Genomic DNA, 22,235 nt, shown 5'->3' with positions numbered 1-22,235 from the left:
TTGCTAGCATCCACCCTTTTTCTTGTTCTTGCCCTTATTCTTGCCATTATCAACGGCAGTGGCCGTAATTTTGGTGATGTTATCATTCAGTTGAGCAAGGAGATCGACACCGACGCCATGTGATCCGCGTTCGTTGGACTTGTTGATAACACGCTTCGGCGCAGCCTTTTCATTCGCAAGGTCATCAAAATTCACACCGAGGCTACGCAACCATGCGGTGGTTCCATCTTTTGCCGCGATACGAAGGCGCCAGGGCCCCTGGCTGGCGAGCCGGTGTTCTCCTTGCTCTTCGGAGATCCACTTCGGGCCGCGGCCTGTCGTGTTGCCGTGGGGGCGCGGGTGAAGATTGTCGTCACCCTTGAGGTTGCTGGCAGACTGTTTGGCCTCCTCTTCGCTGACGTAGCGAATGAACCACTCCGTCAGACCCAATGGGTCGATCCACATGCTCGGATCTGCCGGGTACGCGCAAAGGCGCATTCCACCCTGGATCCCGAGTGGATCGTCGGAGATGAACCCGACGATGTGACGGCTGAAGTAGCGCCATCGGTTGTATGCGAGCTCCAGTTCCGGGTCGTCGTACTGGCCCGGCCACCGCCAAGGGCAATCCTCTGCCTTGCCGATCTCGAAGCTGGGCACGCCCACGGTATCGAGCTGCATCTTCCAGGCGATCTCGCCAAGCTCGTCGTACATCTCGATGGGCGTGCCGAGGTGGTCGCTGGCGATGCACCAGCGCTTCGAGGCCTGCTCTTTCATCACCGGTGTGAAGGTTCCCGGCTCCCAGTACCATGTCGTTGGGGGCTTCTTGGCGTCGAGCTCGTGGAGCACCGTGTCGCCGTCCCACACGAAACGAGTCTCCTTCGCCGCGGCTGCACCACCGCTCACCGCGACGACGGCCTTCTTCGTCCGCCGCCCCAAGGCGTCATACTCGAGGCGCACGCGCGTGCCGTCCGGGCGCTCCACCTCGGCGAGCAAACCGTGCCCGTTCCACCGATAGAGCCACGCTTGTCCGTCGACCTCGAGCCTCTTGAGCAGGTTTCCGTCCGCATCGTGCTCGTACTGAATACCGTCGGCATGCTCGATGCGACCACCCTTGCCGTACCGCCGATCGCTCCCGTCCGCGCTCCGATAGACGTTGCCGACCACGTCCATGGCCCGCTCGACGACGCGCTGCTCGGCGGGCCGCCGTTCGCGCACCAATCGTCCGCGTGCATCGTGGTCATAGAACGTCGGCCCGGTCGATGCACTCACGACCGCGTCGAGTTGGTCTCGGCCTCGCCACAGGTAACTGCGCGCGTCGAGCGACTCGACGTCTCCCGCGGCCCTCCACAGTGGAGCCCAAGAACCGCGCTGCGACGACGAGACCGCATCTTCCCCAGGCGCGTGCCGCGTCGTGCGGCGTTCGCTGGGGCGGCCCTCCGCGTCCAGAGCCCACTCGACTCGGATTCCACCGGCCAGCTCGCGCGCGGTCTCCAACCCGGCGACGTCGCGCTGGAATCGAAGCCTCCCGGCAGCCGGCTGCCTCGAACCGTGAGCAAGCGCCACCACGTCACCGAGGGCATCGAGCTCGATCGCTTGGTACGCCCCAAGGTCACTCTCGAGCCGCGTTCGGTCGCCGGCAGATCCGTACGCGGACCGCACCCATGTCTGCCCGCCGTCCTGGCTCTCGCGAACCACGCGACCAAGCCGATCCCGTTCGAGCTTCACGTGGCTCGACTCGTTGACCGCTTCCACCAGCCGCCCGAACCCATCGTACTGAAACTTCGCGAATGTCCCGTCCGAGTGCGTCACCTCGACGAGCCGGCCCGCAACATCGTACACGCCCTTGCTCGAGCGCCCGCTCGGGTGCAGCGTCTCCGTCACACGGCCACTCTTGTCCCGTAGGTACGTTCGCGTGCTGCCGTCGAATCCCGTCTCCTTGTGCACATTGCCAAGGACGTCGAGCTCGAACTCGTGCCGCTCACCGGCCTCGTTCACGATGGCGGTCAGCCGCTGCTCGGTGTCGTACGCGAACGTCACCCGCGTCCCGGCCTCCTCGCGTGCAGCAACCCGATGGAAACCCGAGTACGTCAGGCGAAGCTGCCGGCTCGGATCGCGAGCTTCGACGAGGTTTCTCTCCCCGTCGTAGCGGTACTCGCTGACGAGGCCAAGTGGGTCCATCACCGCCGTGACGTCTCCCAGAGCCGTGTACGCGAACCGCCGCACACCTCCACGCGCATCACGAGCTTCGAGCAGTCGCCCGAGCGCATCGAACTGCCGCGTCATCGTCGCCCCGTTGGACAACGTCACAGTTTCAAGGCGTCGCTCGGAATCGTACGCCAACCGCGTCTCACGGCCATCTGGCGTTCGCAAGTAGGAGAGTCGCCCGCGCTCGTAGTCCAGCGTCGTCACTTGCCCGAGCGGATCGACCAATGTCACGACGCGCCCGTAATTGTCGTACGCCAACGCGTGCTCCGCGCCGAGCGAGTCGACGACCGAGATGCATTGATCTCGCTGGTCGAACGCCATCCGCCGGGCGAACCCTCCGGGCTCGACGACCCGCACGCAGTTGCCCCGTGCATCGTATTCCCACTCGGTCACTTCGCCGCTCGGCTCCACCTCCCGCACCTGCCGAAGCTGATCGTCGTAGGCGAGCTCCATGACGCCGCCCTGCGCATCGGTGACCTTCACCACGAACAACGCTTCGTTCATCTCGTAGAGCGTCATCGCGCCCAACGAGTTCGTCACGACCGTCTTCCGACGCTCCTTGTCGTACACGAGCTCGTGATCGTAGATCCCGCCATCGCCCCACGTGCGCACGCAGCAAGCACTCGCGTCGAGTCCATCGTAGCCGAAGTAGAACGAGAGCCCCGTGCGATCCGTCCGCCGCACCATCAGGTGGCCCGAGTACTCGTACCGCTCGGTGTTTCCCAGTGCGTCGTGCACCGCGAGGAGATTCCCGTCGGGTGAGTACTCGTAGCGCACGTGCGGCACGAAGCCCGGTGCGCTCGGGTGCGGCAACCACACCTGCGCCAAGCGCCCCTGCTGGTCGTGCTCGAATCGGAGCACACGCCCTTCGCTGTCGCGCACCCATTCAAGACACGCCCGCTCATCGTAATCGATCTCGATGGCGTGACCGTCGCGCGAGAGGATGCGCGAAAGGCGAAAGCGGCCCGCCCAACGGTCGCCCTGCACCGGTCGAAGCTGGTGCACCTCGCCCTGGGCCGTGGTCACGTCGAAGCCATCCTGCACGCAGGAGAGCCAGAGCCGGTTCACAGGCTCGTAGAGCGAGTCGCCGACGCGAATCTGCCGTCCAGGAAGGTCAATGGTGTCGAACTGGATCTCGCGACCGTCGCCGCCCCGGTACACCACGCGCCCGCGCTCGATCCACGCCTCTTCGTCGAGCGAGTGGCACCAGCCATGACCGAGAACTCCGTCACGGTCACTCACCGCGCTCGAATACTCCCGTTCGAAGGTGAGAGGCATCGGCCCCGGAAGGTCGAAGTCCGTCGCCGACGTAAACATGCGGCCGGTCGCCACGTCCACCGGGTCGCCCGTGACGAAGCACTTGTACGTGGCAAGGAGCTGCCTCAATCGCTGGTTTGGAATGCGACCGACAAGCTTGCCGAGTGGCTTGCTAATCGCCTTTTTGATCCGCCCTGTCACTGCATTGCGGATCGTGCGGCTCACCATGGCCTGCAGGTCCGGCATCGGCCACCCACCAATGACCACTGGCGCGCCGAGCGGCACGGGCATCGTGATCCCCGTCGGCAGGCGCACCGGCTCGGAGCAGGTAAACGCGGGATCGATCAGGGTGCGTACGGCGCGGCGGCCACTGAACCACACACTCGACGAGCCGAGGTTGTAGACCGCATCGCCGATGTGCATCGGCTTGCCCGAGACGACGAACATCGTCCCCGGCGGAATCACGATATGCGGTATGCCGTAGCGGTTCGAGACCGTCGTCATCGTGTTGGTCGCGGGGACGCCATTGATGAGGACGAGCCCTCCGCCGGTGCCCTCGATCGCATCGGCGGCGATGTTCACGACCGCTCCGATCGGATCGAGCGCCATGGCCACGACTGCGACCGCAGGACAATCGGCAAGCGCCAGGCTCGCGAGCTGCGCTGGGTCGAAGATCACGCCGAAAAACACGTTCGGCATGGGCGTAGGCACCGGGCCCGCCGGTGTCGGCACAATCTCGATGTGCCGGTCGATCCCCAGCACGATGTCCATGAACTTGGAGCCGAGCATCAGGCGTTCCCCTGCACGACCGCAACGGGCTCGGGATCCTGAGGAGCGAGCGATTCGCGTTCGAGGTGCTCGGCCTGGGCCTGAAATGAGCAGGCAGCTTCCCTCATGCCACGGCGCTGGCAAATGTCGGCGAGCCGTTGTGCAACTTCCGCTGCACCGGCCCGCATACTGGGCAAACTCGCCTGGGCCACTGCAAGCGCCTCGCGCAGGCAGGCAATGCCGCGCTCTTCGTGCCCCTCGGCGATGAACAGCTGGCCGGCCGCTCGGAGCAGGTCAATCAACAATGAGACCCCCTCGTTGCCGGCAGCGCGCGCCGCCTGGATGGCATGGGCATAGGCCTCCAGGGCGGGGTTCATATCCCGCTCCGCGGCGAGAAGCGATGCTTTCGCGCTTGCCGCGTGCGCCGCAACCAGCGGCCAGCCCACCCGCGTCGCCTCCGTGGCCACGCTATCCAGCTCTCGGCATGCGAGATCCGGCTGGTCGAACGTTGCGATGGACATCGCCATGGCCAAGCGCACGTGGAGCGCCTCTTGAAGGATGCCAGCAGCGTGGAGACGGTCGGACGCTGCGCGCAGGTACCAAACGGCCTCGGGCCCATTGCGCGTCGAGAGTGCGAGAGCAGCCCGCATCAGTTCACCCCGACTCGCGAGGCGCGTATGATCTTCGGGTGTCGGCGAGTGAACCGGAAGTGGCTCGCCCGAGGATGCCCGCCGAGGCGGTGCGGCCGCCCGTGGCCATGCCATCCCGAGGAGCGCGTGCGGGGGTGCAGAAGACCCCGCCGCGCCGGCGTTCGCCAGCAGCGCTTCGAGCATCCCGCGCGTATCGTCGGGGTCGGCGCGGCAGTCGCTCACGAGCGCCGAGGCCCCAAGCTGCTCGACCAGCCGCCCGACACTGGCTTCCTCATCGACGATGAAGACCCAGCGGATGGCCGCGAGCCCCGGGGAATGAACCAGTGGTTCGAGCTCACCCGACCATCGCGCCGTTGCCTCACTGGTCGGCGGCGCGAACACGACGACCGGCGGTGCGCAGACTTGCGCGGACGCCGCGGCGAAGTCCCGGAGGCGAAAGGCAAAGTCTCCGACATGGACTGCATTCGCCGGCGCAGGGGCTGCGATCGTTCGCCCGCGAGCCGAAAGCTCCTCGGCGATTGCCGCCCGCGCATCGTCGAGCGTGCGGCATCGCTGAGACCAACCGCGGTCGTCTTCCGCGAAGGGTTCGACGAAGGTCAAATAGGGTGATGACCACGGGGAGATCCGAGATCCGCGCAGGACCTGTCTTAGAACGGGCTCGGCCGTGTCAGTTTCGACGTAGACGACATGCACACGCAACTCGTTGGCACATGCGAACCAGGTCACATCGTCTGCAAGTTGTTCGAGCTTCTTGTGAATGCCCGGCATGCTGCCAACGCCCCCTCCTCTGGCTCGTGGATTTTCGACCGCACGCGCGCGAGGCTATCGGTTTCGCCGACGACGGAGCAAGATTCTCGCTGATTTATTGCACCTTGGCTGCGGTCCGGTGATGCTGCGCCATGGCCAACACTGGCAACGTCGCGAACATTTTCGGCACCTTCCACGAAGACCTTGCGTTCCAGCTTGGCGTCACCGACCTGGACGCCAATCTTCTACGGGTCGCTTCGTTTCGCGCAGTCGAGGACCTCTCCACCCTGTTTCGCTATACCATCGTGGTAGGCACCGATCCCGAGGCGGTCCCGCAGCTCGAGGAAGCGCTCGGACGTGATGCGACGTTCGTGATCGAACGCGATGGAAAGCCCGTTCGTCGCGTGAACGGAATCGTTACGAATGTGAGCCCTGACGGCGCGTTCATCGGAAAAAGTCAGGCGCGAGTCGTATTCACCCTCGAGCCGCGCATGGCGAACCTTCGCTACAGTGGCGGATTCCGAATATTTCAGGACAAGGCCGTACACGAAATCATCGAGGAGCTTTGCAAGCCCGAACAGATCGAGTGCCTGTGGTACGTGCGGCCCGTACCGCAGAAGCGCACGTATTGCACGCAATTCGACGAAAGCGACTTCGAGTTCATCGCTCGCCTGGCCAGCGAAGAGGGCATGCACTTCTTCTTCAAACACGAGGAACAGAAGACGTCGCTCGTGTTCGTGAATGAGCCAAAGGGGTACGAGGAAATCGAGCCCGATCTTTCGGTCTCGTTCAACGAGACGCAGGGTGCGGTCAGCGAGGAGCACGTACGCAGCATTGAGCGCACGCAACGGATTCGCATTGGCGCCTTCGAGCACCGCGATTACAACTTCCTCGAACCCGGCAAATCCCTCGTGGCACGTGCGGAAACACCGGGCAAAGAGACCACGGGCAACTCACACAAGCGCGAATGGCGCGATTACCCCGGCAGATTCATCGACAAAGACGGTATTGGAGTGCCACTCGCCCAGCAACGGCTCGACGAAGTGCGCTCGGACGCGGCCATGCTCTTCGGAAGGGCGTACTCAGTCCGATTCGCGGCAGGCAGCACCTTTACGTTAACCGGGCATCGCGATGACGGATTCAATCGCGCTTTGCTGCTGACCCGGATCGAATTGGAAGGCACGGTGCAAGGCGCAATTCACGATGCCGGCGGATTTCGCGGGTCGCTTGGACTCACGTCGTTCGTGGCCATTCCGGCCGAGCTCCCGATTCGCCCCGCTCGCGTCTCGAAACCACACAGCCGCATTCAAAGCGCGCGTGTGGTGGGCCCAAAAGATGGCGATCCCTTCGTAGACGACCGCGGGCGCGTGAAGGTGCAATTCTTCTGGGACCGCGACGGAAAATTCGACGAGAAGAGCTCTTGCTGGATCCGAATGATGACGCCCGTCGCGCATGCCGATGAGGGCTTCTGGCAAGCCCACAAAGTCGGATCGGAGGTCATCGTCGGGTTCATCGATGATGACATCGACCGGCCGCTCATCATGGGTGCCGTTTACAATACGGTGCAACCGCAGCCACACCCTCTGCCCGCGGAAGTTGCAAAAAGCACGTGGAAGACGAAAAGCATTCCAGGCAATGCCGGGTTCAACGAGATTACCCAAGACAACACGGCAGGCCGAGAGAACCTTTTCATGCATGCTCAGAAAGACCGAACGACTGTGGTCCTCCACAACCACATCGAGACGGTGGGGGCCAATCAAACGTCCACCATTGGCGCGAATCAAACGGTCACGGTGGGGGCCAACCAGAGCATCTCCGTCGGTGCCGCGCGCACCGTGACGGTCGGCGCGGCCCACTCGGTGACGGTCACCGCCGACGAGACCAACACGGTACACGGCAAGCGAACGGAGACGGTGGACACCGGAGAAGAGGTAACCATCAAAGCTGGGCGGACCCACACGGTAGAAACCGGTGATGACAAGGTGGAGGTCAAGGCGGGAGACCGAAATGAGGTTTTCAACCTCAATCGAGACGTCAAGGTTACCTTGGCTGATTCGTTGAAAGCACAATCGAAGAGCGAAGACGTCGCAACGACGTACGTCTCCAAGGCCGGCGCCATGATGCATATTCATCGCGATGGTGCGGAGCAGTTGCTGCTCATGGGCGGCTCGGCCAAGCTCTCGACCACGTTTGCGAGCATCACGCTGGCGAAGAACAAGATCGTGCTTCAAGTGGGCGGTTCTTCTATTTCTCTCGCGCAAGACGGGACCATCGAGCTGAAGGCGTCGCAGAAGATCGTCAGCTCCGTAGCCGGTAGCAGCGTCACCGTCGATCCGAGCAAGTCAGCAGTCGCGGGCGCGTCGGTCGAGGTCAATGCCATCGGCCAGGCGAAGATCCAGGGCGCCGTCGTCAAGATCAACTGACGCCCGCCCCCCTGGATTGTTGTCCTCCCGTTGACAGTGCTTCAACGAAAGGTGCGATTGTCGCGTGCGCCCGGCAAGGTTACATCGCTTGCATGGGCAAACTTCAGAAACCGTACGCCAGTCGATTGGATGCGGCCCTCTTCCTACTTCGCGGCATCGCGGCCATTGCGTTCTTCTACCATGGGAGCCAAAAGCTCTTTGGCTGGTTCGAGGGAAGCGGATTGTCGGGGTTCGCTTCGTACCTCGAGAGCTTGCGCATGCCGCTGCCTTACGTTGCGGCTTGCCTTGCGGCGGTGAGCGAAATCGTGGGGGCGCTCGTCCTGCTCGCGGGACGCGCGTTCTGGGCGCTCGGCCCGCTCGTCGTGACGATGCTCGTCGCGGCGCTGACGTCGGGAAGGCATGGCTACGACGTGCAACACGGTGGGGCCGAATACCCGATGACGATGGTCGTGCTCTTGATTGCGCTGGTTCTCGCGGGGCCGGGCTCCTTCGTGCCGGCGCGCTCATGGCAAGGCGGTGCGCGATGACGTCGCGGCGCGCATTCCTCGTAGGGACCACCGCGGGCCTGGCGGCATGCGCTGCACCGACCCCGGGCACCCGCCCCATCTCGGGCCGCACCCCCGTACCGCCCGCGCCTGCAACCCTGTCAGGCGCGACCGTCTCAATCCCCGACGTGAACGCGCCGCCCATGCCACAAATTGCTCCTCCGGGTGTCGTCCACGACGGACGGCCGCTCGGCACGTTCGGCATCGATCCGTCGATTGGATACCCCGACGTTCGCAGCTTCCGGCGCAAGTTCGGCCTGCTCATTCCGGTCACCAACACGAGCATGGAGCACGAACTGTGGAGCATCGTCTTCCGCAACCAGGGCCCCGATGCACTCGATGGCGTGGGACTGCATACCGCCACCATCTCGACACCTCGGCCACAGCTCAAAACCGCGGCCGACTTGCTCGAGTACAAGCGCCAGTTCCTCTCTGGCTTGAGCGCCGCGGTCACGCAGTCGTTGCTCGCACAACCCCAGTACCTCATCATGGGCATGAGCCTGGAGCACATTCTGCACGGCATCGACGAGATTCGCGCCGTCATGACCGACGTGCAAACGCAGGCGGGGCTCTCGTGGGCCACGTGGCACGATGCGGCGCCGGCGGCGCTGCACCGGTTTGGTGCGAAGCGAATAGGGCTTTTGACGCCGTTCGATGCCACCGGCAATCAAAATGCCACTCGCATGTTCGAAGATCTGGGCTTCGAAGTCGTCTCCTCCGTGGGCTTCGCATGCGCCAATGCACTGCACATTGCCCACGTTCCCGATGAAGCCAAGGAACGTGCCATTCGGCAGCTCCTGGCCACGCGCGCGAATCGATTGGATGCCATCGTCCAATGCGGGACCAATATGAGCTTGCTCGGCGTGACGGAACGGCTGGAGCCCATGCTCGGAATTCCCATTCTGGGCATCAATGCGGTCACCTTCTGGTATGCGCTGCGGGAAAATGGTTTTCGCCGCCCGCTCATGGGTGCAGGAAGACTCCTCCGCGAGTTCTGAGCGCGGCCGCGGAACGAATCCTTCCGTGCGCGGAACGAATCGTTCCGCGCCCCTGCGCCTGCAAAACTCGATTTCCGGGAAAAATCCGTTCGGTCCGTTCTTTGCTCGAAAAGCGTACAGGGGCACGTTCCCCTCCTTTCTCGAAACCAAAGGATCGAACCAAGAACATGCTTGCAACCTATAGAACGGTGAAGTCGATGGTGGCCGTGGCAGCCACCCTCGTGGGCCTCGCGGCTTGTAGCAGCGATGACTCGCCCGCCACCCCGGGTATCTCCGGTTATCCGCGCGACGTAGCCATCGAATACAAAGTAACGTCGGCCGACGTGAAGAAGGGGACCATTCGATACAAGAACGAGACGGGGGCCGACACGGTTCTCGACAACACGGCGCTCCCGTTTGCAAAGACGGTTCGACGGACCGTCAACTACATCGATGACGCCTACGTCAGCATCGACTCGAACGAACCGGGGACGGTCACGACCGAGATCTGGGTCGACGGAACCAAGGTAGACTCGAAGACACACTCGGCCACCAGCGGAGTCGACGGCTCGAGCATCTACCTGTTCCGCTAGCGACCACGCATGTAGTCTCCGGAGCGTGAACCCTTACGATCCACCGACGTCGGAAGCACGAGCACCCAAGCGAAGCGCGCAAAACATCTTTTGGACGCGCGCATTCGTGACGATGACCGTCATCCGGCTCGGGCTGATCGCCGCCCTGCTCGCCACCTCCGCCATCTCGCGCAACGTAGACGCCGAGGCCAGCGTCGCGAGCACCCTGGCCGAAGCCTGGCAGTGGGGCTCGGTGGCAACGCAGATCACGTTCTTCGCCAGCCTGGTGTGCGCGGGGCGATGGCTGGCGAGCATGTGGGGCGCGCTCCCACGCGAAGATTGGAAAGTAGGATCGATCGCCACGACGCCGCAAAGCGCCGTGGCGTACCTTTGCATTCCATTCTTCAACTATTACTGGATGTTCGCGATGAACCTCGCCTTGTGCGATCGATACGAATCGCGCGCCTACGGTCCGTGGCGGAAAGAGACCGATCTCTCGGGGCGCGGGCTCGTATCGAGCGCGGCGGGCCTCTCACTGGTCGGTCTCGTGGGCGCATTGGCCGCCGGTTCACCACTCGGTGTGCTTCAATATGCCATCACGGTGGCGGCACCGTTGTTCTGGATCTTCTACATGCGCCATCTCGATGCGATGCGCGCGCGTCTGGAGCACGGCGAAAGTCGCTAATTCGGACAAGGGGCGCCGGCTCCCATCCAGGTGTCCCACGCGGCGATGTAGCGATCGCGCGACGTCGACACGGCGGCAAGGCCAAAGCCGGGGGCCCAGCCCCATGAAACGAGCGGCGCGTCGATGTGATTGCGCAGGGCAACCATATCCTTGTGGCCATTGAGCTGAGGATTCAGCAGCTGCTCGCAAAGGGCATGCGGCGCAATACCCACGAAAATGAACGCACCGGGCGGCGGCATGCGCCACACCCGTGGTTTGCCCGGCGCGGCGTCCATTCCGAACGCGCTTCGCGGATTGCTCGGACCGTGACACGTCGAACACTCCGCGCCCGCGGTGCCGTGGCCGGTAGGTCCACGCAACACGTGTTGGCTATGCACGTGTCCGTCGTTGCCCTCGAGCGGGGCATCGCCCGGTGCATGGCAATTCTGACAGCGCGGGTGCTGCAGCACGCCGCGCACCGTCTCGAAAGCGGCCAGACCGGCCGCGCGGTCCACGGCAAGATCGCTGCGCATCGACGGCGTGCGATTCTCGACGACATTGGGATGACCGCCGCATGCACCAACAATGGCGGCCGCAGCCGCGAGAAGAGGCCGTTTCATGGAACGAGGCCCTGGTTGTTGGAGCCAATGATGATGCTCGACCAGCCCCAACGAAGCCAATTCGTCGCGCACAACTGCGCGCGCATTCGCGCGCAGCCGCGACCTTCGAGCTCGGTCGGACTACACGATCTCGCTAATCTGCACGATCGGCTCGATGGTCGTGTAATTGACCATGTCGGCTTGCAGGGCCGGGCGATGCACGGAGATGCGCGCCCCGAAGTACTCCAGCGATTCGAAGTAGAAGTGACACGCCGCGACAAAGGGAGCCGGGCTCCCCGGTGCGCCGCCCGACAGGCCCTTGTCGACTTCGTAACGCACGGGCTCGAGCAGTTTGCCTGCGAGCGGCATGTGCGTGTTCTTGTAGTACTCGAGGTTGAAGGTCTGACCTTCCTTGGCCGGATAAAAGACGGAGAATCGGATCATGCTGGAACGATAACCGGACGCAAACGTTCTTTCAATGCGAGAAGCAGCGCTGCACCATCACCTCGATAGGCACTGCCATGCATGCACGCCAAGAGCGCCGGGCGGCATGCCAACAGCTTGTCGAGGAGGGCGCCACCCTTCGGTGTATGTGCGTAGTAATCTAGCCCTTTGCGCATTGCCTCGCTCGATTCGAGAATATCGCCCGTGGTCACCGGCGGATGCTCCGAGCCGCCTTGCGTGAAAAGGTCACCGCAAAACAGCGTCGAACTCTCCTTCTCGAAGAGATATCCACATTCCCACGCGTGCGGAAGGTGCGGCGCGTCGAACCACACGAGCGTGCGTCGGCCCACGCCGAGCGATTCACCATCGCCGAGTGCACGCGGCGGGCGGTCGAATGCGTCGGTGTTGATCATTGCATTGATGGTGCCGCAAAGAGGCTGCGCGTGCGGTGCCTTGGCGAGAAAAGCATTGAGCGCGCCGCATTCGTCATTTTCGTAATGTGAAAAGCCGACATAACGCAGTTTCTCCACCGGCAATACTTTGCCAATGGCCTCCGCCGTGAGCCCGAACATGCCACGCGGGCCGGTATGAAAGAGCACCGGGTCGTCGTCCACGATGAGGTATTGGTTGAAGCTGAATCCCCCCTCTGCGGCGATGACCGGTGTGCTGATGCGGTAGATGCCCGCCTGTACCTCGTCGATGCGCGTGCGCGACTGCTCGTTCGTGATCATCGCCTATCCCCTCTTCGTCGGTCTGGACCACAGTCTTTAGGCCGCTGAGCACGAATGTCCACCCCAGCCCAGAAACGCGGTATCGTCGGCGCGATGCGGGCACGGCTCTTCCAGATGGCGATCGCCGGCGCCATCGCGACCATGACGTTCCCTGGATTCGCCGCCGAGAAGGACGAACCACCTCCGCCACGCACCGATCCGTTGTCCTCGGCCATCGTGTGGACGGTCGCGCAGCTCGTACCGAGTCCGCTCCTCGTTCTCGGCTCGGATCGCGCGGGGGCGGGGGTGCGCTGGCAGATTGCGCCGTTCGTGTACTCGTTCGGTGTCGCCGAACATCCCGTGCGCGCGTTCGTCGTCGATCCCGTGGCGCGCCACAGCGGTGCGATCGAGCTTTACGCCTCACCCGAGTGGGCCTGCTGCGCGCCGGGCGATGCGACGGGCTGGATCGCGCGCGCCGGTGGGCGACTCTACTTGCCGATCATCGGGCGCGGGGAGACGCTCTCGTGGTCCCTCGGTGGTTCGTATTACCGCGCGGCCGGTGGCGGCGGTGGGTCCATCGAGACGGGGGCGTACTTCCTCTTCGGCACCATGGGGGTCACCGTCACGGTCTCACCCGAGCTCGTGCAGCGCGAGATCATCACGGCGTTCAACCTCCGGTACTTCTAAGAATGCACCGACACGCTCTTCGCATCGCTTCGCTCGTTCCATGTTTCGCGGCATGTCTCGCACTCGGCGGATGCTTTGCCTCGCGCGCCATCGGCCGCAACCTCGCGGCATCGCACGAGCCGAAGAAGGTCGAACACAAGATCCGCGAGCCGCGGCGGAACGATGCGCGGCTGGCCGTGCTCTGGGTTGGACATGCCACGGTCCTCGTGCAGATGGACGATGCGTTCATCCTCACCGATCCGGTATTCACCAACTCGGTGGGCGAGGTGTCACCCCGGCTCGTCGAACCGGGGATCGATGCGCGCGATCTCCCTCCGCTCGCCGCGGTGGTCATCTCGCACATGCACTTCGATCACCTGTCGTACGACTCACTCGACATGATCCAGCACAAGACGAAGGTCGCGCTGCTGCCGCCGGGCGTGCGCGCCATCGTCCCGCGCTATGCCTTCGAGACGCGCGAGCTCGATCGGTGGGAGTCGTACGACGCGAGCGGGGTGCGCATCACCGCCGTGCCGGTGCGGCACGTGGGCGGACGCTGGGGCATCGATCAGGCATGGCGCCCGCGCGCCTTCACCGGGTACGTCTTCGAGTACCACGGGCTCTCCGTGTACTTCGGCGGCGACACCGCCTTCGACCGTGCGCACTTCGAAGCAACGCGCACGCGCTTTCCCAATCTTTCGCTCGCCCTGCTGCCCATCTGCCCGACGGCTCCGCGCGACTTCATGCGCCGCACGCACATGGATAGCATCGAGGCGCTCGACGCGTTCGCCCTGCTCGGCGCGGCGCGCATGGTGCCGATTCATTTCGACACGTTCATCAACTCCGACGATGCACCCGGCGACTGCCCGCGTTTCCTACGCCACCACATGCACGAGCGCGGGCTCGACGACGACCGCGTCTCCATCTTGAACATCGGCGAGCAGCGCGTCTTTCTCGCCAAGTAGGGCGCGCTCAGATCTGCGCCGCCCCCACGATGCGACGCGACTTCGCGCGCTGCACGAACACCACCGCATGCACCGCCGCCGGCTTCCACTTCGGATCGAGCTCCAGCGCTGCGTCCGCGCGGAATGCGCCGCCCTCGGCGTTGCCCAGCTTGCGCAGTGCGCGCACGACGGGCGCGTGGGACAGCACACGCCCCGCATTTTCCCCGCGCTCCACGCGCGTGGAGAGGCCGCTCTCGGTGATGGCCAACCACACTTCCGCGGTGTCGCTGCCCGCCGGCACGTTGGCAACATCCACCGCCACGCGGTCGCCGCGTCGATTCAACGTGACGCGCGCCCTCGGCTCACGCGCCGCCGCCTGCAGCGCACGCGCCGTCGACGCCTTGTCACCGCGCTCGAGGATCGCTCGCCCATCGACGACGATCTCCGGCGTGTAGATGCGCGAATCGGCCAGCACGCCGGCATACTGCTTCTGCCGCGCGGTGAAGCGCGGGTGGCCGAACGGATCCGGCCAACCGAGGTCGTCCCAATAGTCCACGTGCTGCCCGAGCGCGATGATCGACACGCCCTCGACGGGTTGTGTCCGTTCGAGCTGCTCGATGAAGGCATCGGCCGGCGGGCAACTGCTGCACCCTTCCGACGAAAAGAGCTCCACCACGACGGGCACGGCCGGGCCCGTCGCCTTCGGTGCCGGCGTGTCCGCCCGCGATTGCCCCACGCCCACCGCCACCACGGCCGCGACCACCGCGACAAAAATCCCCAGACTTCGCATTCGCATGCCTGGGACTACGGCCGCATCGCCAAGCGGTATCGCTACACGTGCATCGGAGATTCGTTGCCGGTGCGCAAATAGCCGACCACGCTCCAGGTGGCCACGAGCCGTTGCGCGAACACGCGCACATCCCGTGCACTGCGCAGTGCGACCCCGTCACACGCAACGACGACACCGTCGACCTTGGCCACGACCGCGTTGGCACGTGCAGAACCCGCGACCGCCTCGAGGTCCTCGACCACGACGCCATCGCGAAGATCCGGAAGCCGCTCTTCGTGACCGGGCCCCAACGTCACGGCCTCGCTCGCATCGAGCTCGGTCGTGTCACGCAGTGCGCGGCCCGCTTGAAGATCGCGCACGTCGTACCAAGCGTCGACCACCATGTCGACGAAGGAGCGCACCTCGAACTCGCTGCGCAGCACCCAGTCTTCGACGAACAGCAGCACGGAGTGCGGCGTCGCCACGATCGACCGGCCGGGCAACACCGCCTCCTCCTCATATGCCGCCACGGAGTCGGCGTAAAGAACGTAAAGGACGACGTCGTCCGCCCGCATCATCTGCCGCGTCCATCCGAGTAGCATGCGCTCGGTCCATCGGCCGGCGACCGACGGATGGTGCGTGCAAAAGACAAACGCGTCAGAAGCCTTTGAAAATATTGGTAAATTCGTACGTGGACTGCGAAATGCCGCTGCAGGTTGGCGACACCCCGCCGTTTGGGCACCCGCCGTTGTCGCGCCCCACCGACCAGAAGCCGATGAACGCGATCTTGTTCGTACGCGACCACGAGAGAAGGTTGCGCGCGTGGGCCTGCGTCGTGATCATGCCCGAGTCGTTGCGGCCGATCATCGGTGTGACGCCGAACATCGCACGCAGCTGGGCGTCGGTCTTGTTCGGCCAGACCTCGCGTTTGATCTGGGCGAGCGTGGCATTGGCCGCCGACACCATGGCATTGCCCCAGTCGCCGGAGTAGCCGAAGTTCATGAGCATCGGGTTGACGATGACGTTCACGCCCTTGGCCGCGGCGCTCTTCAAGACGGTGACCGAATACGGATCGAGCCCGTAGTCCTGTCCCTGAATGCGCAAGGTGTAGCTGATCACCGTGCCGCGTTCGCGCTGAATGGTGGCCAGCGCCGTATTCACCGTGTCTTGCGGGATGCTCGCCTCGACATCGATGTCCAGGTGCGTAGCGCCGGTGGCATCGAGCACCTTGCGGTAGGCTGCGGCGAGGGCGGATGCGGAGCCGCACAAATTCTCGAGGTACGGGCTCATCGCGCCGCCCGAGGCGATGATGACGTCGCCCCCCAAGCCTCGCAGCTCGTTGATCTGGTTGATGATGCGCGGCTCCTTAAGAGGAATCGTGCCTCCCCATTGAGGATCGCACCCCGCGCTGCTGCCGAGTACGAAGGCGAGCGTGAAATACTTCTGCCCCGTTGCGCGGGCGACGGCGGGCAATGTCGGCGTGTTCATCGTGATATCGATGTACGGCGCGACGCGAATGGCGGCGGCAACGGCATCTTGCTCGGCCGCGACCGGCGACGACATGGTTTGGGCCATGGGCTCCGCGGCATCCGGCACATCGCCCGAACATGCGAGTAGCGCAAGCGCTCCCGCGAACAAGAAGTTCGTAGTTCGCAACATGGTCGCGGCGGCTCTGCACCGTGCATGCCTCGCGGAATTCGCCGCGTTTTCGGCGAATGACACCGCGCGCAATCGTCGCGCCTCCGACGCAGACCCTGATCCTCGCGATCAGGGTTACCCCGATCGACGCGATCATTGGTTGGTCGAAAGAAGCCGAAAGCTTGGCGGACTATTACTTGCTTGAGGCCGCGCGCCGTATCCGCAGGCAGTCTCAGCACTTAGCGAACGATTGAGATTGCCCAATCTGCAGGAAATCAAAAGACCGCGTTGGAGGAATCCATGTTCAAGAAATGGAGCATCGCATTTGTGCTCGGTCTCGTTACCGCATCCTTCGGCTTGACGGTGGGAAGCACGGCATCCGCCGCCGATGACACGGTTGATCAAGGTGAAGAGGAGATCTTTGCATCCGCGTTCGTCGGAACGTGGACCTTTCAAGCGGGGAGCAACGCCTCCTCCCCATGTCTCTCGACCCCCATCGATCTCAATGGGAAGCAGTCGGAGGTCGTCGCCGGGGCGAACGCAAACGAGGTCGTCGCTGACGTTCAAGGATGTAAGATCCCGTTCGTCCACACCGATGCGACGCACGCAAAATTGAAGGCGCGCACGCAGTGCCAGCTTTCCGATGGGTCGACGACGTACAGCGTGAACGTGACGTCGGCGACGTTGGCGCTGGGGGCCGATGGCGTGCTCTCGGTCCAAGGGGCCGGTACGGCCAATGTCTTCTGCAGCGTCAAGCTAACCGGTACTGCGGTTAAATAAGTGATGTTCTGGGGCGCTCCGCCCTCACACGGGCGGAGCGACTCATCCCATCAAGCCGCTCCCGGACTACGAAACATGTTTCGTAATGATTAGAACCACCACTCGGCGCGGAGGCCAACGTAGTGAGCCAGCCTGGTCTCGCCCACGGTCTGCAGGAAGGGCGACATCAATTGATCTTGGGCAGCCTTATTGTAGATGCCCAAGGTGTAAATCGCGCGGAGATGCGGACGGCTCCACACGCTGCGACCGCCGGCCGGCACGATGGTCGGGACGACGGAGAGCTTCACCGCCGAGCCCATGGCCAGGTTTTCGTCTTTGCGCGCCTGGTAGGTCGCCTCGGTGACGAGGTGGAAGTCGTCACGCAAATAGATGATGGGGCGGATACCGAACGCGTAGTTCAAGCGTTCGTTGACGTTGTGGGCGGCTCCGCCGGGCTGCGCGGGCGCGTTTGGATCGATCCCGTCGTAACGCGCGCCGGTGCTGTAGTGGGCAAGAAAATAGCCGTTAATGCCGGCGATTTTGTCGATATCCCACACGAAGTGCTCGACGAACTCGACGCCGTACGCTCCCTTGTACGTGCCTTCCTCGGTCGTCACGCCGAAAGTGTTGTACGTGGCACCGCCGCTTTGCGCACCGTTCGCAAGGCGCATGCCGTAGCGGATGGAGGTGTCGTTGAAGGAGTCGCCGCCGAAGTCCAAGTGGAGTTTCAGACCGAACGCGGCACCCCAATCGGGCGGATTGACGTTGGCGGCCGTGCCCTCGTCCTGCTTTTGTTGGCGCGGAACGACGTGATACTCACCGAGCGCTTGGACGAAGCTCGTCCGCATCGGCAGCGGATACTTGTATTGCCCGACGAAGATGGTGCGAGCGCGGTACCCGTACGGATAGACGGGATCGCCTCCCGGCGCACCGGCATTGATACGGAAGAAATTGTTGCTTCCCGTCTGCTCGAGAATAGCAACATCGATTTCACCGAACTTCGGGTGCGTATAGATCGCGCCAGCACCCTGACCATTCAACCGATTGAAATAGAAGTAGTCGGCGATGTGGATGTCGTTCTTACGATAGAGGCGAGATCCGAGCCAAATCTCGAGACCCGGCGTGAAAATGTTCTTCGCTTGGACGTAGAACTGCTGCGGCAAGATCCTCAGCTGTCCGACTTCACCGTTCGCAAGGTCGGAGAGGATGCCGGCGCCGTTTGAAAAGACCTCGTAGTCGTTCACGACGTCGACGGTCGTATCCGTCGCGCTCTCGCCTTTTTTCAGGTGAAAACGAACGCCCGGCTGGATGTAGTCGCCCTCTTCGAGACGACCTCCGAGACCGCCGCCCGTCAGGTTCATCGACTGGCCCTGAATCACCTGCCCGCTCTTCGTCCAGCCGATACCCATACGGCCGTATTGAAAAAATTCGACGCGATCCGAGGTAATGTCGGCGGACGCCGTCTTGGGCGATACCCAACCAAGTCCCGCGAGTGCCGCGAGGCTCACTAAACACGCCTTACCGGCGCGACTGCGCTTTCGCACACGCGAAGAACCCGTGCACCGGGACGACCCGGCGCCGAACCATGGAATACTCCGGCCCAATAACATCATCCGTTTGCTCCCTGTTGAATCGTGAACGGTGAACGTTGATCGGTGAGTCAGAGAAAGGACGACGCTCCGACGAGGTTTCCAGCCGTATCACGCCCCGCACGGCATGGATACGACGGAATCAACTGCCTATGAAACGTGAGCGACGTCACAGCTTGCAAGTATGCAAGGTCAGCCGGAGATACTACCAGTTAAAGACCAGGTCAATACCAGAAAGTCATCCGACCTCTTTTCGATCCCCGGCCGATCCGTTTGACGCACCGCGAAATACACCGGCGAAACTGACCACCGGTTGTTGACGTAACACATCGCAGTCCTGCTTCGGCCTGCTACGGCTGGTATTGACATGGTATTATAGTGGTACTATCCCACCAAGCGTGGACAACGGAGCGAGACTCACCAATGGCGTGTCCATGAACAAGCGGTGGAACGTGCTGAAGCCGAATAGCGACGACCCCACGCCTCTCTACGTGCAGCTTGCGCACAACCTCGCGGATGCGATCCACTCGGGCCAGTGGCAGGCGGAGGAAGCCTTGCCGTCGGAACGGGTGCTTTCGGAGAAGCTGGGGGTGTCGCGGGTCACGGCGCGGAAGGCGCTCGATGTCCTAGTCGAACAGCAGCTCGTTCACCGCCGTCAAGGATCCGGGACCTTCATCGCGCCCCGCCTCGAGCACTCCCTCTCGAGGCTGACGCACTTCACCGAGACCCTGAAGCGCAAGGGCTTCGAGCCATCGACGGTCTGGCTCGATCGCCGCATCGACACGCCCAACCACGACGAGATCTTGAAACTCGGCCTCTCGCCCACGTCGCAAGTTGCGCGGCTGGAGCGACAGAGGCTCGCCGATGGCGTGGTGATGGCCATCGAGATGACCGCGATCCCCGTCACCTACTTGCCCGACCCGCGCGCGGTGGGAACCTCGCTCTATGCGCACCTCGATGCGCTGGGGCATCCCATCGTGCGTGCCTTGCAGCACTTCCGCGCGGTCAACGCGTCGAAGAAAATCGCACGACTGGCCAACGTAACCCCGGGACAAGCGATGCTCTTGGTCACCCGTATCGGCTTCACCGCCAACAATGTGGCGATCGAAGTCACCGACAGCTACTGCCGCAACGACTACTACGACTTCGTCGCGGAGCTTCGCCGATGACACTGCATTCGTTGGCGGGCAACATCCTCACACCATCGGGCTGGCTCCGCGGGCGCATTGCCTTCAAAGAGCACATCGAGGTCGTCGAAGGCGAACCGGTCGATCCGGAGCAGGCCGGCCAGTCAAGCCATACAGGCAATGGCGATTTGTTCGTGCTGCCGGGCTTCATGGATTTGCACGTGCACGGCGGCGGGGGTCGCGACGTGATGGAGGGCGGCGATGCCGCGCGCACCATTGCGAAGATGCACGCGCGCCACGGCACGACGTCGATGCTCGCCACGACGATGACCGCGCCGTCGGCGGAAATCGAAAAAGCGCTGACCGCCGTGGGGCCGACGTGCCGCGAGCACATTTCGGGCGGCGCCCGAGTGCTCGGTGTGCACCTCGAGGGGCCGTACATCAATTCGGGCAAGCTGGGCGCGCAACCTAGCAATGTGCGCGTCGCCGTCATGCACGAATTGGATCGCTACAATGCGATGGCGCCCATTCGCGTGCTCACATTGGCTCCGGAAATCACCGGACACCTGGAGGCCATTCGGGCAATATCGGCCAAGGGCATTCGGGTGCAGATAGGCCACACGGCGGGAAGCTACGAAGACAGCGTGGCCGCCCTGGAACACGGAGCCGCAGGCTTCACCCATTTGTTCAATGCCATGACGGGATTGCACCATCGCGAACCGGGTGCCGTCGGCGCCGCATTGGCTCATGCGGAATATGCAGAATTGATCCCGGACTTGCGACACGTGCACCCAGGTGCGATGCGCGCCGCATTCCGCACCATTCCGCGATTGTTCGCCGTCACGGATTCCACGGCCGCTGCCGGCATGCCCGATGGCGAATATCGACTTGGATCGAACACCGTGACGAAATGTCTAGGCGCGGTTCGCCTCTCTGATGGTACAATCGCCGGTAGCGCCCTGACGATGGATCAGGCGCTGCGCAACTTGGTGCAGTCCGTGGGACTGCGCATCGAAGATGCCTCGCGCAGATTGTCCTTTTACCCCGCCGAGTATTTGAACTTGAAGGACCGCGGTCGCCTCGAGCAGGGGGCATGGGCGGACGTGGTCGTCGTCGATCGTGAATTGAAGGTCGTCACCGTTTTTGGCGAAGGAGAATGCTTGTGGGCTCGTTGATGTTGAAAGAGGCATTGGCCTCGGCCTCGGTGGTCAGCACGCAGCGTCTTCAAGCCGACGAAGGCCTCGCCGTGCTCGGGCGAACCCTGGTGGAAAAGCCCCCGCAGGTGGTTCTCACGGTGGCGCGTGGTAGCTCGGACCATGCGGCCAATTACTTTGGTTACCTGACGATGCTCACGGTGGGCGTGCCCGTCGTGTCGCTCCCCATGTCGTTGGCCACATTGCACCATGCGCCGCTCGCGGTGAATGGGCAACTCGCGGTCGCAGTATCGCAATCCGGACAGAGCCCCGATTTGGTGGAGACCATGGCCGCATTGGGCCAGCGCGGTGCCACCACGGTGGCCTTCGTGAATCGCACTGAATCGCCGCTCGCGCACGCGTGCAAATGGACGGTGCCGCTCTGTGCGGGGCCCGAGCAAAGCGTGGCCGCGACGAAGAGCTACATCGGTGCACTCGCTGCATTGGCGCGCCTCGTGGGCCATTGGCGCAGGGACCCCAATTTGCTCAAAGCGCTGGCCGCGCTGCCGACGCATTTGGAGCAGGCGACGCAAATCGATGGTTCGATTGCCGTCGATGCCTTGGCGGTGACCGATCGCGCCATGGTGGTGGGGCGCGGGCTCGGCTTTGCCGTGGCCGCGGAAGCCGCCCTCAAATTGAAGGAAACGTCGTCCATTCAGGCCGAGGCGTTCAGCGGCGCCGAGATCAAGCACGGCCCGATGGCCCTCATCGAACAGGGTTATCCTCTGTTCATTTTCGCGCTGCGCGGCCCGGAGCAGAAAGGCCTGCTCGAATTGGCCACCGAGATGCGCGGACGCGGTGCGCGCGTGATCCTCGCGGCGCCGGCCGACATCAAAGAGCGCGACGTAACACTTGCAGTTGCTGAAAACGAAGTTCTCGATCCGATTTTGGCAATCCAAACTTTTTATCTTATTGCCGCGCGCGTGGCGGAGATGCGCGGACTGAATCCGGACGTACCACGCCATCTTTCCAAAGTGACCCACACCCGTTGAGTTTTCCCATGGAGGGGC

General features: G+C 63.4%; 20 protein-coding genes. 11 read left to right on the top strand and 9 right to left on the bottom strand.

Translation table 11 applies throughout. The features are described 5' to 3' along the window. Positions 1–3: 3 nt before the first annotated feature. The gene (locus LVJ94_00370) at positions 4–4,230 is read right to left on the bottom strand and encodes a DUF6531 domain-containing protein (protein WXB05718.1); all 4,227 of its coding nucleotides are present in this window, start codon (positions 4,228–4,230) and stop codon (positions 4–6) included. Then, a complete protein-coding gene (locus LVJ94_00365; protein WXB05717.1) occupies positions 4,230–5,627 on the bottom strand; it encodes a hypothetical protein in 1,398 nt (465 codons plus the stop codon). The genes LVJ94_00370 and LVJ94_00365 overlap by 1 nt, the downstream gene beginning before the upstream one ends. A 131-nt stretch (positions 5,628–5,758) precedes the next feature. Between LVJ94_00365 and vgrG the strand changes: the two genes are divergently transcribed. From vgrG to LVJ94_00340, 5 genes are all read left to right on the top strand, one after another. Next, positions 5,759–8,029, top strand: coding sequence for a type VI secretion system tip protein VgrG (gene vgrG, locus LVJ94_00360; protein ID WXB05716.1), 2,271 nt, complete (start codon positions 5,759–5,761; stop codon positions 8,027–8,029). 92 nt (positions 8,030–8,121) lie between these two features. After that, entirely contained in the window at positions 8,122–8,556 is a 435-nt protein-coding gene (locus tag LVJ94_00355; protein ID WXB05715.1) for a DoxX family protein, read from the top strand. Beyond that, entirely contained in the window at positions 8,553–9,572 is a 1,020-nt protein-coding gene (locus LVJ94_00350; GenBank protein ID WXB05714.1) for a hypothetical protein, read from the top strand. Before LVJ94_00355 ends, LVJ94_00350 begins: the two co-directional genes overlap by 4 nt. A 167-nt stretch (positions 9,573–9,739) precedes the next feature. Then, positions 9,740–10,144 (top strand): hypothetical protein, encoded by a 405-nt coding sequence (locus LVJ94_00345; GenBank protein WXB05713.1) that lies wholly within the window; start codon positions 9,740–9,742, stop codon positions 10,142–10,144. Positions 10,145–10,256: 112 nt separating this feature from the next. Next, positions 10,257–10,808, top strand: a complete 552-nt coding sequence (locus LVJ94_00340; GenBank protein ID WXB05712.1) for a hypothetical protein — start codon at positions 10,257–10,259, stop codon at positions 10,806–10,808. Here the strand turns inward: LVJ94_00340 and LVJ94_00335 are convergent. From LVJ94_00335 to LVJ94_00325, 3 genes are all read right to left on the bottom strand, one after another. Next, positions 10,805–11,407, bottom strand: a complete 603-nt coding sequence (locus tag LVJ94_00335; protein ID WXB05711.1) for a hypothetical protein — start codon at positions 11,405–11,407, stop codon at positions 10,805–10,807. The two genes, LVJ94_00340 and LVJ94_00335, sit on opposite strands and share 4 nt — an antisense overlap. A gap of 120 nt (positions 11,408–11,527) precedes the next feature. Further along, the gene (locus tag LVJ94_00330; GenBank protein WXB05710.1) at positions 11,528–11,830 is read right to left on the bottom strand and encodes an EthD family reductase; all 303 of its coding nucleotides are present in this window, start codon (positions 11,828–11,830) and stop codon (positions 11,528–11,530) included. Then, positions 11,827–12,561 carry an MBL fold metallo-hydrolase gene (locus LVJ94_00325; protein WXB05709.1) on the bottom strand — a complete coding sequence of 245 codons (735 nt, stop codon included), beginning with the start codon at positions 12,559–12,561 and terminating at the stop codon, positions 11,827–11,829. The genes LVJ94_00330 and LVJ94_00325 overlap by 4 nt, the downstream gene beginning before the upstream one ends. 54 nt (positions 12,562–12,615) lie before the next feature. Between LVJ94_00325 and LVJ94_00320 the strand changes: the two genes are divergently transcribed. After that, on the top strand, positions 12,616–13,227 hold the full coding sequence (locus LVJ94_00320) for a hypothetical protein (protein ID WXB05708.1): 612 nt from the start codon (positions 12,616–12,618) through the stop codon (positions 13,225–13,227). 2 nt (positions 13,228–13,229) lie between these two features. Beyond that, a complete protein-coding gene (locus tag LVJ94_00315; protein ID WXB05707.1) occupies positions 13,230–14,171 on the top strand; it encodes an MBL fold metallo-hydrolase in 942 nt (313 codons plus the stop codon). 7 nt (positions 14,172–14,178) lie between these two features. On the opposite strand, the gene LVJ94_00310 is transcribed toward LVJ94_00315, so the two are convergent. The 3 genes from LVJ94_00310 to LVJ94_00300 are packed head-to-tail and all read right to left on the bottom strand — an operon-like array spanning position 14,179 to position 16,578. Beyond that, positions 14,179–14,946 (bottom strand): DUF1223 domain-containing protein, encoded by a 768-nt coding sequence (locus LVJ94_00310; GenBank protein WXB05706.1) that lies wholly within the window; start codon positions 14,944–14,946, stop codon positions 14,179–14,181. A 35-nt stretch (positions 14,947–14,981) separates the two neighbouring features. Further along, complete coding sequence (locus tag LVJ94_00305) at positions 14,982–15,521, bottom strand: hypothetical protein (protein WXB05705.1); 540 nt, start codon at positions 15,519–15,521, stop codon at positions 14,982–14,984. A 55-nt stretch (positions 15,522–15,576) separates the two neighbouring features. After that, positions 15,577–16,578: a chitinase gene (locus tag LVJ94_00300; GenBank protein ID WXB05704.1), complete on the bottom strand. Its 1,002-nt coding sequence runs from the start codon at positions 16,576–16,578 to the stop codon at positions 15,577–15,579. 279 nt (positions 16,579–16,857) lie between these two features. On the opposite strand from LVJ94_00300, the gene LVJ94_00295 reads away from it, so the two are divergent. Continuing rightward, positions 16,858–17,337: a hypothetical protein gene (locus tag LVJ94_00295; protein ID WXB05703.1), complete on the top strand. Its 480-nt coding sequence runs from the start codon at positions 16,858–16,860 to the stop codon at positions 17,335–17,337. An 89-nt stretch (positions 17,338–17,426) separates the two neighbouring features. Here LVJ94_00295 and LVJ94_00290 read toward each other — a convergent pair whose 3' ends face one another. Next, complete coding sequence (locus LVJ94_00290) at positions 17,427–18,824, bottom strand: carbohydrate porin (GenBank protein ID WXB05702.1); 1,398 nt, start codon at positions 18,822–18,824, stop codon at positions 17,427–17,429. Positions 18,825–19,339: 515 nt separating this feature from the next. Here LVJ94_00290 and LVJ94_00285 point away from each other — a divergent pair. The 3 genes from LVJ94_00285 to LVJ94_00275 are packed head-to-tail and all read left to right on the top strand — an operon-like array spanning position 19,340 to position 22,217. Continuing rightward, positions 19,340–20,074, top strand: coding sequence for a GntR family transcriptional regulator (locus LVJ94_00285; GenBank protein WXB05701.1), 735 nt, complete (start codon positions 19,340–19,342; stop codon positions 20,072–20,074). Then, positions 20,071–21,207: an N-acetylglucosamine-6-phosphate deacetylase gene (gene nagA, locus LVJ94_00280; protein ID WXB05700.1), complete on the top strand. Its 1,137-nt coding sequence runs from the start codon at positions 20,071–20,073 to the stop codon at positions 21,205–21,207. Before LVJ94_00285 ends, nagA begins: the two co-directional genes overlap by 4 nt. After that, positions 21,195–22,217, top strand: coding sequence for an SIS domain-containing protein (locus LVJ94_00275; protein WXB05699.1), 1,023 nt, complete (start codon positions 21,195–21,197; stop codon positions 22,215–22,217). The genes nagA and LVJ94_00275 overlap by 13 nt, the downstream gene beginning before the upstream one ends. The last annotated feature ends 18 nt before the right edge of the window (positions 22,218–22,235 follow it).

The sequence above is a fragment of the Sorangiineae bacterium MSr11367 genome (assembly GCA_037157805.1).
Lineage (GTDB): Bacteria > Myxococcota_A > Polyangia > Polyangiales > Polyangiaceae > Pendulispora > Pendulispora rubella.
This window is presented reverse-complemented; position numbering and strand designations above follow the sequence as displayed.